Here is a 14,074-nt window from a genome sequence, read left to right on the forward strand (position 1 = left end):
CCATGCCCCAACCCTTGAAAATGACAAGCGCCCAGATGGTTGCCGACGCCAAGGCCCGCATTCGCGAGGTGGATGCGCCCGAAGCGATTGAAATGGCACAGCGCGATGACGTGGTGATTGTCGATCTGCGCGACCCCAGAGAGCGGGAGCGGATTGGATATATTGAAAATGCCTTCCATTGCCCGCGCGGCATGGTGGAATTCTGGGTCGATCCCGACAGCCCTTATTTCAAGCCGATCTTTGGGGAGGATAAGACCTTTATCTTCCACTGCGCCTCAGGCTGGCGGTCTGCCATCACGGTCGCAACCTTGCAGGATATGGGCATGCAAAATGTCGCCCATATCACCGATGGTTTCAAATCCTGGATGGAATCCGGCGGCCCTATTGTGGGTCCGAAGCCTAAAGAGGGGTAATCCTCACCCCGCCTTCTTCTGAGAGGCCTTGTTCAGATAGGGTGCCAGATAGGTGCCGGTGTGGGATCGGGCGACCTTGATGATCTCTTCCGGGGTGCCTTGGGCGACGATTTCGCCGCCTCTGGTGCCGCCGTCCGGGCCCAGATCAATGATCCAGTCGGCGCATTTGATGACTTCCAGATTGTGTTCGATCACAACAATCGTATTGCCGCTGTCAACAAGGGTTTGCAGCACTTCCAACAGTTTGCGCACATCATGGAAATGCAGGCCCGTGGTGGGTTCGTCCAGCACATAGAGCGTGCGGCCGGTCGCTTTCTTAGACAATTCCTTGGCCAGCTTAACCCGTTGAGCCTCCCCACCAGACAGGGTGGTCGCCTGTTGCCCAACCTTGATATAGCCCAGGCCGACCCGTTGCAGCGTGATCAGCTTGTCGCGGATGGCGGGGACGGCCTTGAAGAAATCCGCACCTTCATCAACGGTCATGTCCAACACATCGGCGATCGACTTGTCGCGATATTTGATTTCCAGCGTCTCGCGGTTATAGCGGTGGCCGTGGCATTGGTCGCATTGCACATAGACGTCGGGCAGGAAGTGCATTTCGATCTTGATCATGCCATCGCCCTGGCAGGCCTCACAGCGGCCGCCTTTGACGTTGAAGCTGAAGCGTCCGGGCTGATAGCCCCGCGCCTTGGCTTCCGGCAGGCCGGAGAACCAGTCCCGGATGGGGGAGAAGGCACCGGTATAGGTCGCCGGGTTAGAGCGTGGCGTGCGCCCGATGGGCGATTGGTCGATATCGATGATCTTGTCCAGGAATTGCGTTCCCTCGATCTTGTCATGCAGGCCGGGATGCGCCCGTGCTCCCATAAGGCTGCGCGACAAAGCCCGCTGCATGGTTTCAATGATCAGGGTTGATTTGCCCGATCCACTGACCCCGGTCACCACGGTCATGGTGCCCAGTGGGATCGTGGCATCCACGGTTTGCAGGTTGTTTTCCCTGGCACCAAAGATTTTCAAGAACTGGTTCTTGTGCCCCTTGCGGCGCGTCTTGGGGATCGCGATTTCCTGGGCCCCGGTCAGATATTGCGCGGTCAGGCTGTTGGGATTGGCCAGCACTTCCTGAGGGGTCCCCGCCGCCACGACATGGCCGCCATGGATGCCCGCGCCGGGGCCCATATCGACAAGATAGTCGGCGGCGCGAATGGCGTCTTCGTCGTGTTCCACAACGATCACGGTATTACCCAGGTCCCGCAGGCGCCTCAACGTCTCCAGCAAGCGATCATTGTCCCGCTGGTGCAGGCCGATAGAGGGTTCGTCCAGCACATACAAAACGCCTGTCAGGCCCGACCCGATTTGCGAGGCCAGTCGGATGCGCTGGCTTTCCCCACCGCTCAATGTGCCCGAATTCCGGCTGAGCGCCAGATAGTCCAGGCCGACATTGTTCAGGAATCCCAATCGCTCATTAATCTCTTTCAGGATGCGATAGGCGATTTCTTTCTGCTTCTCGCTTAGTTGCTCGTTGAGGGCGGAAAACCAGGTTCCAGCCTCAGCAATCGACATTTGAGAGACTTCGCCGATATGACAGCCGCCGACCTTCACGGCCAGGGCTTCTGCCTTCAGGCGATAGCCGTTACAGGCCGGGCAGGGGGTGACAGCCTGATACTTTGCCAGTTCTTCCCGGGACCAGCTGGATTCTGTTTCCCGAAAGCGACGTTCCATATTCGGGATAACGCCTTCGAACGGCTTGGTGGTCTTGTAAGAGCGCAGGCCGTCGTCGTACCTAAACTCGATTTCCTCGTCGCCGCTGCCATGCAGGATGCAGGTCGCAACCTTCTCATCCAATTCCCCAAAGGGCGTTTTCAGGGAGGCGTTGTAGTGCCGTGCAATAGCTTCCAGTGTTTGCTTGTAATAGGGGGAAGTCGAGGTCGACCAGGGCGCAATGGCACCCTGCCAAAGAGATTTCGTCTTGTCGGGCACGATCAGTTCAACATCAAATTCCATATCCGTGCCCAGACCGTCACAAGTCGGGCAGGCACCGAAGGGATTGTTGAAGCTGAACAGACGCGGCTCAATCTCCTCAATCGTAAAGCCGGAGACCGGGCAGGCGAACTTGGCTGAAAAGATCACCTGGTCGCCATCATCGGCATTTTCTGCGAACAGCAATCCATCTGAAATCTGCAAGGCAGTCTCTATCGAATCGGCCAGGCGCGATTGCAGGTCATCGCGCACGACAACGCGGTCCACGACCACATCAATCGTATGCTTCAGCTTTTTGTCCAGGGCGGGGACTTCTTCGATCTCATAGAATTTGCCATCGACTTTCACGCGCTGGAAGCCGCGCTTCTGCAGTTCAGCGAATTCCTTGCGGTATTCTCCTTTGCGCCCGCGCACCAGCGGGGCCAGCAGATACAGCCGCTTGCCGTCGCCCATATCCATGATGCGATCCACCATCTGGCTGACCGTCTGGCTTTCAATCGGCAGGCCTGTTGCCGGGGAATAGGGGATACCCACCCGCGCCCAGAGAAGGCGCATATAGTCATAAATCTCGGTTACGGTGCCGACGGTGGAACGCGGGTTTTTCGAAGTTGTCTTTTGTTCAATGGAGATTGCCGGCGACAGCCCTTCGATCAGATCCACGTCCGGCTTCTGCATCATTTCCAGGAATTGCCGCGCATAGGCAGACAGACTTTCGACATAGCGGCGCTGACCATCGGCATAGATCGTATCAAAGGCCAGCGAGGATTTTCCAGACCCGCTGAGCCCCGTGATCACCACCAGTTTGTCCCGGGGCAGGTCGACATCCACATTCTTTAGATTGTGCTCACGTGCGCCGCGCACGGAAATTGTCGTATTGGACATGGAACCCCGCTGTTGGATTTTCATCGTCGGAAGAGAGGGAATATAGGCTGCCCAAGGGGGAACTTCGAGTCTTGATCTGCGGATGATGGAAATTACTTGCTGCAGCGCGGCATTGTTCCGGGATGACCAAAATTTTTCGACAAAGGGGATGCTATTTCAGCGATCCTATGGTCATCTAGGTACAGAGTTTGGTGAAAAGTTTTCGTGAAGGAGAGAGCAATGAAGGGTCACCCAGCCGTCATTGAGCATTTGAACAAGATTTTGAAGAATGAGCTGACTGCGATCAATCAGTATTTCCTGCACGCCCGCATGCTGAAAGACTGGGGCTTCAAGCGCCTGGCCGAAACGGTATATGAAGAGTCCATTGGTGAGATGAAGCACGCGGACTTGATTGTCGAACGTGTGCTGTTGCTGGATGGCCTGCCCAATCTGCAGGATCTGGGACGCTTAAGGATCGGTCAGACGGTACCGGAAATGCTGGAAAGTGATCTGGGACTGGAAACGACGAATCAGACCGAATTGAAGGCCGCCATTGTCGTGTGCGAGGAAAACCAGGATTATGTATCCCGGATCATTTTCAGCAAAATCCTGGATGACACCGAAGAACATATCGACTGGTTGGAAACTCAACAGCATCTGATCAATCAGACCGGCCTTCAGAATTATCTTCAGGAACAGATGTTCGATAACTCCTGAACGGGTTCTGGTCTAAGCGTCAGGGTATCAGTGTTTTGAAGGCGACTTCTCAGGAAGGGCACGCGGGTCTTTCGCGTGCTGTGTTTTCGTGTCCGCCTGTTCAGAATGGGCATTGTCTTTGGTCAGTCGTTCCGCCAAGGAGACCCATTTGCTCATGGATTTGACCAGAAACATCTGATTACTCCGCCGCGACCGGCATGCGTGATTTACAACGGTGATCGAAAATCATTTCTTCTATGGTTTCTACGCATTGACCGCATTGCGGCGCGACGCCCAGAGCCTCATAAACGGCGTCCGGATCGCAATGACCATCATTGATGGCCTTGGATACGCATTTGTCACCGATCGCGTTGCACACACACACAAACATAATCCGTCCTTTCACACATCGCGTATTAGAAAGATGATGATGTTAAGAATGATTGTCAATCGCATTTTTTAGAATATTTTCTGTTTCAGCCATTCAAAAGCAGCGTTTCATTTGGCTCCATAGACCCGCCCGCGCGTATGACGGGGATGGGAGGTCGCACACTCATCCTGAGGAGGCGCTGTATATGCGTGCTTACAGTGGGCTCCCCCTTCGAGACGCTACGCTCCTCAGGGTGAGGGTACATTTGTTGATACATCGTCACCCCGGACCTGATCCGGGGTCCAGGGCGGCAGGCGCGATTGGTGCTTGTGGCTCAGGGTACCCGCCTGCGCGGGTGTGACGAGATGGTAAAGATTAACCGCAAAGAGCGCAGAGAAGGCGCGAAGGACGCGGAGGGGATGCTGCGTTATGGCGTTGCACGTCTGACCTTCCGCTTCATTCTCATCCTGAGGAGGCGCGATAGCGCCGTCTCGAAGGAGGGGCTGTAAGTGCGGTGGTTACAGTGGGCTCACCCTTCGAGACGCTGCGCTCCTCAGGGTGAGGGTGCATTTGTTGATACATCGTCACCCCGGTCGTGATCCGGGGTCCAGGGCGGCAGGCGCGATTTGTGCGTGTGGCCCTGGATACCCGCCTGCGCGAATATGACGGGGCGTGGGGTGCCATTCTCATCCTGAGGAGGCGCGATAGCGCCGTCTCGAAGGAGGGGCTGTAAGTCCGGTGCTTACAGCGGGCTCCCCCTTCGAGACGCTGCGCTCCTCAGGGTGAGGGCGCATTTGTTGACACATCGTCACCCCGGACGTGATCCGGGGTCCAGGGCGGCAGGCGCGATTGGTGCGTGTGGCCCTGGATAATCGCCTGCGCGGGGGTGACGGGGAGGGGAGGTCCCATTCTCATCCTGAGGAGGCGCGATAGCGCCGTCTCGAAGGAGGGGCTGTAAGTGCGGTGCTTCCAGTGGGCTCCCCCTTCGAGACGCTGCGCTCCTCAGGGTGAGGGTGCATTTGTCTGATACATCGTCACCCCGGACCTGATCCGGGGTCCAGAGCGGCAGGCGCGATTGGTGTTTGTGGCTCAGGGTACCCGCCTACGCGTGTGTGACGAGATGGTAAAGATTAACCGCAAAGAGCGCAGAGAAGGCGCGAAGGACGCTGAGGGGATGGCGCGTTATGGCGTTGCACGTCTGACCTTCCGCTTCATTCTCATCCTGAGGAGGCGTGATAGCGCCGTCTCGAAGGAGGGGCTGTAAGTCCGGTGCTTCCAGCGGGCTCCCCCTTCGAGACGCTACGCTCCTCAGGGTGAGGGTGCATTTATCTGACACATCGTCACCCCGGACCTGATCCGGGGTCCAGGGCGGCAGGCGCGATTGGTGCGTGTGGCCCTGGATACCCGCCTGCGCGAGTATGACGGGGAGGGGAGGTCCCATTCTCATCCTGAGGAGGCGCGATAGCGCCGTCTCGAAGGAGGCGTTGGAAATGCGGTGCTTACAGCGGGCTCCCCCTTCGAGACGCTACGCTCCTCAGGGTGAGGGTGCATTTGTTGATACATCGTCACCCCGGTCGTGATCCGGGGTCCAGGGCGGCAGGCGCGATTTGTGCGTGTGGCCCTGGATAACCACCTGTGCGGGGGTGACGGGGATGTTTTGGGTGTTTCCGGTACAGCCGGCTATAGGGGGCTCACCCCGCCAGATAATCCCCAATGCGATCAATGGCCTTTAGGATGTTTTCCTTTGAATTGGCGTAGGAGACACGCAGATAGCCCTCTCCGTAGGCGCCAAAGCTGGTGCCGGCGATGGTTGCCACATGGGCCTGTTCGATCAGGTCGTTCTGCATCTGCTTGGCGGATTTTCCGGTCTTGCTGATATTGGGGAAGGCATAGAAGGCCCCGCCAGGCTCGATACAGCTGACACCGGGCAGGGCATTCAGGGCGTCTACTGTGGCGCGGCGGCGCTCGTCAAAGGCTTGAACCATTGCGATAGCAGCATCCTGTGGGCCATCCAGGGCGGCGATACAGGCATATTGGGTGGCGGCATTGACACAGGAATGGTCATTGATCGCCAACCGCGTCGCCTTTTCTGCCAGTGCTTCGGGCCAGACGGCGAACCCGGCGCGCCAGCCGGTCATGGCATAGGTCTTGGACCAGCCATCCAGCATGATGGCGCGATCCGCCATTTCCGGATAGGTCAGGATGGAGCGGTGCTGACGCCCGTCATACAGCATGCAGGAATAAATCTCGTCGGACATGATCGCGACAGCGGGATGATTGGCCAATCCCGCGACAAGCTTGTCCATCTCCTCAACCGGTGTGACGCCGCCTGTCGGGTTGGCGGGGCTGTTGATGATGATCAGGCGGGTGCGCGGCGTGATCAGGGACAGCAATTCTTCGGCAGAGAAGGCAAAGCCATTCTCCTCCCTCAGCGGCAGCGGCACGGCCTTCGCCCCAGTGAAATCAATGGCGGAGCGATAAATCGGGAATCCGGGATCGGGATAGATGATTTCCGCCCCAGGCTCCCCAAACATCAGCATGGCGAAAAACATCGTCACCTTGCCACCGGGCACGACAACGATTCGCGCCGGATCGATCTCCACGCCATGGCGACGGTGCAGATCGCGGCTGACAGCCTCCCTCAGCGGTGGGATGCCATTGGCGGGCGTATAGCCATGATGCCCATCGCGCAGTGCCTTGATCCCGGCATCGACGATATGGGGCGGCGTGGGGAAGTCCGGCTGGCCGATCCCCAGATTGATCATATCCGCGCCCTGGGCCGCCAGGGCATTGGCTTTTGCCAGAACATCAAAGGCGGTTTCGGTGCCAAGACGGCTCATTCCGGAAGCAAGGGTCAGCATGGCAGGCTCTTTCATGAAAGGATGATGACAGTTTGTGCCAAACCATAAGCCCGCATCGCTTGACGGGAAAGGGGGGAACACGTAAAAGCGACGCCGTTACGAGGGTCTGATCCACAGGCGGTCAGATTTTCACGGTGGTGGCTGTAGTTCAGCTGGTTAGAATGCCGGATTGTGATTCCGGAGGTCGTGGGTTCAAGCCCCATCAGCCACCCCATTTTTCCTTTTTTTGTATGCTTAAGGGCTGTGTAGTTCAGCCATACTTCGGATTAGATGTAGTACCGGAACGGCAGGGGAGCATCTGTAATGTCTGGTGCAGCAGTGAGAATCTCTCCTACAGCGTCAGCAAACCTGAGTGTCACCGGAAGGCCATCCCCAAACAAGCACGCGTTAAAGTTCACCTTTGTAAGCGCCATAATATCTTTTGCAACATGCTGAATATCTGCCTCGCCCCAGTCAACTCTCACGGACACTGGGTTTGGAACCTCCCATCCTGGATAGGTTGCCAATCTCGGAATAAATCCTCTGGTCCAGAGATATCCGAGTCTTTCGTGAACCTTATAGAACGTGCCGCGCAGCGGGGGGTGCTTGCCGAGGCGAAAAAGCTTTAGGTCGTTTCCGTTGCTTATCCTGATACCGGTGAGCTTGGTTCCAGACGGGATGGCTTCTTGGAACTCAGTCCATTCTTCGCGGCTGAACCGTGCCCGACCATGGATGAAGACCTCAATTGGGGGTGATCCGTGGCTTCTAGTATAGGCACTTATAACAGTTTCCATCAACTCACGGGCCTTTCCGTCTTTGAGATGAAACTCTCTATCTGTTTCCGAGTACCACGGCCCTACTGCCCCTTTGAAAACGAGTCCATCTCCAGAGTTCAGGAAGAGTTGCGCGCCGCAACAAGCGTTTCCATCGTGCGCATCCATATCGACTTTCTTGAACACAATGCCCACATAGCAGACGCCGGGTCTGACATCAGCAATTTTCCAAGGCTTTCCCTGCGCTTTGAAGAAGGCGGTAGTACAAAGGTTCCATGCAATGGTCGCGTCGTCTTGCACATTGCGAATTCGAAACCCGTAGTCGTTAATGTTGGCGGGCATGTCTGGAGCGAGAGTTGTCTCTCTGACAACTTGAACAACGGTTTTACCTAAGAGTACGGCTTTTAGTTGGTTGTGGAAGTTGTTCTCGAAGAGATAAAGCTCTGCTGCCTGATTCACGTCGGCAAAAAGGTCAGGGGACGTAAGGAGCCTCTTTGCTTGATGCATAGAGGTCGTCTGCTGCCCCTGAATACGGTCAGGAAAGGGGACCGTGCTCTCTTTCCGGCACCGCTTATATACGATCTCTGGGATCACAACGAACCAAAAGTCTGGATGTTCGTCCTCTTCTCTGTTGTGCCTGATAAGCTCGTTAGCGTAAATCTGTACCGTGGTTCTAACTCGTTCGTAGGCATGGACTAACCGAACTGCGAGATCAATTTCAGACTTTTTCACGGTCAATGTCGCCAGTGGTTTTTCTGGAAACACAGTACCAAACGTAGCCTCAAAGCCAGGGAATGCAAAGTGATGCGCCTTGGTTGCGTCGTAGGCAGGGATGTAGCCTCGAATCGAATTGGCCCAATCATGGAAGTATCTGATCCCTTCAGACGTACCAATCACGCCAAATCGAAGTGATTTGGGCTTTCCTGCGTCCTCTGTTGGACCGAAAAGGAAAAGCCCATCCTTAGCGTATTCAGACCGTTCCGAATTTGCAAACTCTAGTTCAGGCTCTGGGATCACCGTAAGAGTAAGCCTTGCGATCATGCTATCAGTCCTCATCATCGTTGTCATTGATAGGCTTGAAGCCAGGATCGCTCTGGCGTTCTTGTGCTTCATCATCATCACTGATTGGAGTGTCTCCCAATATGATGGCAACAGGCGACTCGAACTCCATAAGTTGCGCGCTCAGTACAATGGCTTCCGTCTCTGAGACAGGAATCATTGGAGATTCGCTTTTTTGCTTGAGCCAGTCGACGAATCCAACGGTTTGAGCTCTCCATCGGTTGTTAAACCAATTCTTGCAGACCCGTTTTCTTGCGTTGTTCATTTGTTTGCCATCGGGCAAAAGAACTCCGTCCTGATCTCCGACCATAACTCTTGGTCTGAGTGTTATGTAATCGGACATACCGATGCTGGGCTTTAGGGTGAAACCTAAATACCATTTCTTGTTCTTCTGCCGTCCGCACACGGCTCGAAATGTTCGTCGCCCATCGGTATCAACAAAGTACAATTTGTCTTTGTCGAGTAAGCCTTCTGGGAACCACCACGAAAGCTCTCCGTTCGCCAATGGCCTACTATTGAGCCCACGCTTTTTCAGTTGGACGTTGATAGCTTTCCGAATCAGAGACGACATTAGGTTCCAAGCGTCACGCTCTTCAATATTTGGCGATTGCATCTCGCCCGATAGAAAATCCTCCGTGTCGACTTCGGAACGAGTTCGAATCGGAGTTTCTGGTCCTAACGCATCCTGCAATTCGTCAAGTTGGGCAAACGAAATTAGTTGGCGACCGAAGCTAAAGCAAGGGATTGGGCACTGCTTCGCGATCCTCGTCATCTCTCCGGGTTCACGAAGTGGGCGCTTTAGCTCGTAGATACGAAGTGTTTTAGGGAAGGTGTCGATACCGATCCTGTTGGCGATCAGCGTTTCAGGCTGTTGTAGAATTGTGTTGGCTTTCACTGTTTGGCACTGCCGCCAGTGGTCCAACGCAGCGGCGTTAACACTAGGGGACTTTGGAACGCCGTCTCGAGCTAGCATTTCCAGCAGTTGGACAAGTCCAGCGCCCCAATTATTGTTGAAGTCAATTCCATTGACGCGGATGAATTCGACTGGAAAATCGTTCCAGTCAATTGGTCCCGCTCGCATCGGGACAAGGAAGTTTGGAAGGTTATTGGCCCTAGCGGTTGCCGTAGCCAAGGCGATTTCATTTTTTACACCTGGTCTAGTCACCGCAACAGGGGTGACAGCAACCAACACCTTAATCGCATCGTGACGTATGGTCTGCTCAATCTCGTCCCAAAAATCTTCTCCACCAAGCAGAGCTCTGCGGTCTAGCCAAATCGAATAACCTGCCAACGTCAGCCGTGAGGCCAGCCATATTGAAAATTCGTTATCGTGCGGTGTCGCATGACTAATAAACAGCTTTGTTCTCATGTTTGTGTCTCAGACTGTTTGGTAGGTGTGGATCTTGTTAGGCGACAGCATCTATAGGTAATCATAAGTAACAAGTGATTCGGTTTTCGAATCGAGTCATTTCTTTGGTTCAGCCGAAGTTCTATGCATCCACATAGTTTTTGTGAACTGAGGTCTTAGAAATACAATGCTTCACTTCGCCACTTAATGGTGTTGGTTAAGGGCGAGCTTATAAAAGGGTAAGGGAAGGCCAGATTTTCTGTTAGGAAACGGTACTATCGTGAGGTGTGACAGATTAAAGTCGGTGCGAGGGTTATAATCAAACAAGTGTTAACCATCGAAAAAGTTGATATTATTGTTGTTTATAACTTTTTAATAATACCCCATTTTTCCTTTTCCCTCAGAGACTCAGCTATCCTGATTATCGATGCCACCTTGGGCATTCGGGAAGGAAACCATGCTTAAGACGATCCGATGCCTGTCTAACAATAACTATGCGCCCTTTGCGTCTGTCGAGACGATGCAGATTGATATTGCCGATGCGTTGCGGGCGCGCGACGTGTTGGTGACGGAGCATCTGCATAGTGAATTTCCCAATCCGTCGCTGTTTAAGGGGCAATTGTCGGACCTGGCCCTGTTCAAGGGGCGGCGATTCTTTTTGGATACCAATCTTAGTCAGAACCACAATACTGCGGGCCAGTCGATCTATGATGCCTGGTCACTGCCCCGGTTTTCCTTCCTGACCGATTCGCCCCTGCGGAAACTGGCGGAGTTGAAGCAGTTTCCCAATCTGGGGCTGATCGGCGTGGTGGATGATGATTTTCATGACATCCTGACCGCCTTTGACGCGCCGGGCCAGGGCAGCGTTTTCTTTCCCCATGCCGGGCCCGCCCCGCTGCAGGACCAGCCGGACTGGAGCGACCGGGTGATTGATGTCCTGATCGTCGGCAATGTGTCGTCCCCCCATACGACGGCCAGTTGGCTGAAGGCGGCATCCGGCGGCGATGCGGCGGTTAAGGGGGTGCTGGACAAGGCATTGGAGCGCTGTCGCACCGGCACGGAAAGCCTGTGGTCGGTGGTTGGGCTGGAATGTCAGGCAGCCGGGCTGGACCTGTCGCGGGAGCGTCGCGCGGCGCTGGTTCTGGAATTGGAGACACAGTTGATCGCCGGGCGGCGGCGCGACCTGCTGGCCGCCATCACCCACAAGAATGTGCATTACTGTGGTGAGGTTCAGCCCGGTGCGGATTTGAAGATGGGCGCGAATATTACAGCCCACGGAAAGGTACCATTCCTGGATATCCTGGATTTCATGCGGGCGGCCAAGGTGGTAATCGATGTCAGCCCCAGTTTCCGCAATGGCGCGCATGAGCGGGTGTTCTATGGCCAAAGCCGGGGGTCCTATATCCTGACGGAGCCGTCCCGTTTTCTGGCGGCGGAGGTCGAGCAGGATCTGGGGATCGGCTTTATGCCTTATGACAGCGGCCAGATTGATGCGGCGCTGTCTGCGATATTCGACCGGGGGGCTGAGGAGATGGACACAATCCGACACCGCGCGCTGCCGCATTATGCGACGACCCATACATGGGCCCAGCGGGTGGATGCGATGCTGGAGTCTCTGGGCAAGTCGTTTTGGGGTGCATAAGGGGACTAGCCCTTGCGCAGCAGTCTGATTTGGAAGCGGCAGGGCAGCAATGCATCAGCCGTCGCGGCGGGCAGGGGGCTGATCCGGCCGTCCAATAGAGCGGTTAAGTGGTCTGCCAGCAGAAACGCCGCCTGAAACCCGCGGGAGCCAAGACCTGTCAGCGTATAGAGCCCTGGCAGATAGTGTGCGGGGTCCATTCGACTGGGCGGTTTTCCCTGCCTCAGCCCACCATATAATCCCTCAAAGGCGGTGATATCCTGTACCGGCCCACAGAGCGGCAGGTGGTCCACCGTATCACAGCGCAATCCGGTCCAGGGGGTCAGCGTCTTATCCTCAATGCTGGGCAGCAGCGTGCCCAATCGCTGCTGCAATGCTGTTGTTTGCGCCGGGTCGATGGGAACCGGCCCCAGGCTTTGCATGCCCTGCATTGTCGATCCGGCGGTCAGGCGTCCGTCCGGCTCGATGGCTGTGACATACCCATCGGCCATCACGGCGCATCCCTGTTGGGCCTGGCTGTCGGCAGTGAACAATTGCCCCGATCCGATGCGCAGGCCAAACCCATCTTGAAGATCGGGCAGCAATGGTACTGCGCCAGGGCCACAGGCCAGAATGACGGTATCTGCCCGGCAGACCGTATCGCCATTGGTATCACTCAGTCGCCATTGGTCTTCGTGTCGCGCGATCCGGGTGATATCGGCCCGCAAGGTTGGCGGGGGGGTAAGGGCGCGGCACAGGGCCTGTGGATCGATGGTTCCGGCTTTTGGGACATACAGGCCACCTGGGCAGGGACGTCCTAGAAGATCGCTGGCTTCGTCAGCTAAAACGGGCCTTAGATCATCCAGCGGCCAATTCAGATACTGCAGCAATTGGTCCTGCTGATCTTTCAGGGTGTCCGACCCCGCAGGCATCAGAACGCCACGGGGGCCCTTCCAGATATCGCCGTCCAGCCCGTCCAGCCCGTCCAGGACGCGGATGGCATCCAGAAAGGCCTGACGCCAGAAAACCGGGAAGGGTTGATCGCCGCGCACCAGCTTTGGGGAGATCACGGCGCGGGGCAGACGGCTGGCGGCATAGTCACGGCTGTTCATTCCGCCAATATGGATTGGATCGCGCCCGGCTAGGCGCAGGGCGTGCACCATCGCACAGCCCGCAATGCCATCCCCGATCACAGCCATGCGCGCCTGTTTGGGAACCGGCGGCGGCAGCACATACCAGGGGTCAGATACGGGGCCCTGTTTTGGCGCTTGGGACAGTCGTGCGGACAGGCAGTGGCGTTTGCGCCCGAAGCCGGGTCTCTTTTCAACCTGAAATCCAACCGTACGCAGGCCGTGCTTTACAATGCCTGCCGCACTGAATGTGGCAAGCCGCGCACCCGGTGCACTTAATCGCGCGATGTGGTCAAAGACTTCCGGTCGCCACATGTCTGGATTCTTTGCCGGGGCGAAACCATCCAGAAACCATGCATCAGCCTGAAATTGATGCTGTTGGAATTGCTGTGCAACGTCGCCGATCAGCAATAACAGGCGCACACGACCGGTGGCGAAGGTCAGCCTGTGCGCGCCGGGCAGGGCGCCTGGCCATTGGTGCTGCAGAGCCGCGGCACGGCTTGCATGCTGGGGAAAGGTTGCATGGGCGCGGGCCAAATCCGCGCGGGGCATCGGAAAGGCTTCGACGGAGACGAAATCAAGCGTTGATCCGGGTGAGGCTGTACTCTCCCACACAGCCCAAGCCTCCAGAAAGTTCAATCCGGTGCCAAAGCCCGTTTCCGCCACGGTCAGCTTTGGCTTTTGGCACAGGGTTTCGAAATCCGTGCCATTCAGAAAGGTATGTTGAACCTCTCCACAGGGATCATCGGCGGAAAAGTACAGATCATCAAAACGGCTGGCATAGGGCGTGCCGTCCCGCCAATCGATTGCTGAAAGGGGGGAAGGTTCAGACTGTGATGGAGGTCCGGATGTCGTCATTGCCTGGATGATATGCCCAGCCAAAGGCGTTCAGGCAAAAAAAAACGACGCTACGATCTTCTGCCTACACTTAATCTCATCGGCATCGGTCGTTGCGTCGCCAGTGTGCTCTCGCCCAATGGGGTTCGGGGGAG

9 protein-coding genes and 1 tRNA gene are annotated in these 14,074 nt (G+C 56.1%); 4 read left to right on the forward strand and 6 right to left on the reverse strand.

Going from position 1 to position 14,074, the window contains the following annotated elements:
* Positions 1-2 precede the first annotated feature (2 nt).
* Entirely contained in the window at positions 3-413 is a 411-nt protein-coding gene (locus ACOSDR_RS12785; RefSeq protein ID WP_420731525.1) for a rhodanese-like domain-containing protein, read from the forward strand.
* A gap of 3 nt (positions 414-416) precedes the next feature.
* On the opposite strand, the gene uvrA is transcribed toward ACOSDR_RS12785, so the two are convergent.
* Complete coding sequence (gene uvrA, locus ACOSDR_RS12790; RefSeq protein WP_420731526.1) at positions 417-3,269, reverse strand: excinuclease ABC subunit UvrA; 2,853 nt, start codon at positions 3,267-3,269, stop codon at positions 417-419.
* A 219-nt stretch (positions 3,270-3,488) separates the two neighbouring features.
* Between uvrA and bfr the strand changes: the two genes are divergently transcribed.
* The gene (bfr, locus tag ACOSDR_RS12795; protein ID WP_420723852.1) at positions 3,489-3,965 is read left to right on the forward strand and encodes a bacterioferritin; all 477 of its coding nucleotides are present in this window, start codon (positions 3,489-3,491) and stop codon (positions 3,963-3,965) included.
* 178 nt (positions 3,966-4,143) lie between these two features.
* Here bfr and ACOSDR_RS12800 read toward each other — a convergent pair whose 3' ends face one another.
* Positions 4,144-4,335, reverse strand: coding sequence for a (2Fe-2S)-binding protein (locus ACOSDR_RS12800; protein WP_420723853.1), 192 nt, complete (start codon positions 4,333-4,335; stop codon positions 4,144-4,146).
* A gap of 1,670 nt (positions 4,336-6,005) precedes the next feature.
* Entirely contained in the window at positions 6,006-7,175 is a 1,170-nt protein-coding gene (locus ACOSDR_RS12805; protein ID WP_420731527.1) for a pyridoxal phosphate-dependent aminotransferase, read from the reverse strand.
* Between the two features lie 137 nt (positions 7,176-7,312).
* Here ACOSDR_RS12805 and ACOSDR_RS12810 point away from each other — a divergent pair.
* Positions 7,313-7,389, forward strand: a tRNA-His gene (locus ACOSDR_RS12810).
* Positions 7,390-7,441: 52 nt separating this feature from the next.
* Here the strand turns inward: ACOSDR_RS12810 and ACOSDR_RS12815 are convergent.
* Together ACOSDR_RS12815 and ACOSDR_RS12820 are read right to left on the reverse strand one after the other, a co-directional pair.
* Positions 7,442-9,049 carry a hypothetical protein gene (locus ACOSDR_RS12815; RefSeq protein ID WP_420731528.1) on the reverse strand — a complete coding sequence of 536 codons (1,608 nt, stop codon included), beginning with the start codon at positions 9,047-9,049 and terminating at the stop codon, positions 7,442-7,444.
* Positions 8,973-10,355, reverse strand: coding sequence for a toll/interleukin-1 receptor domain-containing protein (locus ACOSDR_RS12820; RefSeq protein ID WP_420731529.1), 1,383 nt, complete (start codon positions 10,353-10,355; stop codon positions 8,973-8,975). Before ACOSDR_RS12820 ends, ACOSDR_RS12815 begins: the two co-directional genes overlap by 77 nt.
* A gap of 436 nt (positions 10,356-10,791) precedes the next feature.
* Here ACOSDR_RS12820 and ACOSDR_RS12825 point away from each other — a divergent pair, with 436 nt between their 5' ends.
* Positions 10,792-11,976 (forward strand): glycosyltransferase family protein, encoded by a 1,185-nt coding sequence (locus ACOSDR_RS12825; RefSeq protein ID WP_420731530.1) that lies wholly within the window; start codon positions 10,792-10,794, stop codon positions 11,974-11,976.
* A 5-nt stretch (positions 11,977-11,981) separates the two neighbouring features.
* Here the strand turns inward: ACOSDR_RS12825 and mnmD are convergent, their stop codons facing one another.
* Positions 11,982-13,940, reverse strand: a complete 1,959-nt coding sequence (mnmD, locus tag ACOSDR_RS12830; RefSeq protein WP_420731531.1) for a tRNA (5-methylaminomethyl-2-thiouridine)(34)-methyltransferase MnmD — start codon at positions 13,938-13,940, stop codon at positions 11,982-11,984.
* Positions 13,941-14,074 lie beyond the last annotated feature (134 nt).

It is taken from the genome of Hwanghaeella sp. 1Z406 (genome assembly GCF_048892425.1).
Classification (GTDB): Bacteria; Pseudomonadota; Alphaproteobacteria; order UBA8366; family Aestuariispiraceae; genus Pacificispira.

Bases quoted from the DNA above. Each gene is read 5' to 3' on its own strand.
- mnmD (WP_420731531.1), bottom strand. From the start codon at position 13,940: ATGACGACATCCGGACCTCCATCACAGTCTGAACCTTCCCCCCTTTCA.
- ACOSDR_RS12800 (WP_420723853.1), bottom strand. From the start codon at position 4,335: ATGTTTGTGTGTGTGTGCAACGCGATCGGTGACAAATGCGTATCCAAG.
- ACOSDR_RS12820 (WP_420731529.1), bottom strand. From the start codon at position 10,355: ATGAGAACAAAGCTGTTTATTAGTCATGCGACACCGCACGATAACGAA.
- ACOSDR_RS12785 (WP_420731525.1), top strand. From the start codon at position 3: ATGCCCCAACCCTTGAAAATGACAAGCGCCCAGATGGTTGCCGACGCC.
- uvrA (WP_420731526.1), bottom strand. From the start codon at position 3,269: ATGTCCAATACGACAATTTCCGTGCGCGGCGCACGTGAGCACAATCTA.
- ACOSDR_RS12805 (WP_420731527.1), bottom strand. From the start codon at position 7,175: ATGCTGACCCTTGCTTCCGGAATGAGCCGTCTTGGCACCGAAACCGCC.
- ACOSDR_RS12825 (WP_420731530.1), top strand. From the start codon at position 10,792: ATGCTTAAGACGATCCGATGCCTGTCTAACAATAACTATGCGCCCTTT.
- bfr (WP_420723852.1), top strand. From the start codon at position 3,489: ATGAAGGGTCACCCAGCCGTCATTGAGCATTTGAACAAGATTTTGAAG.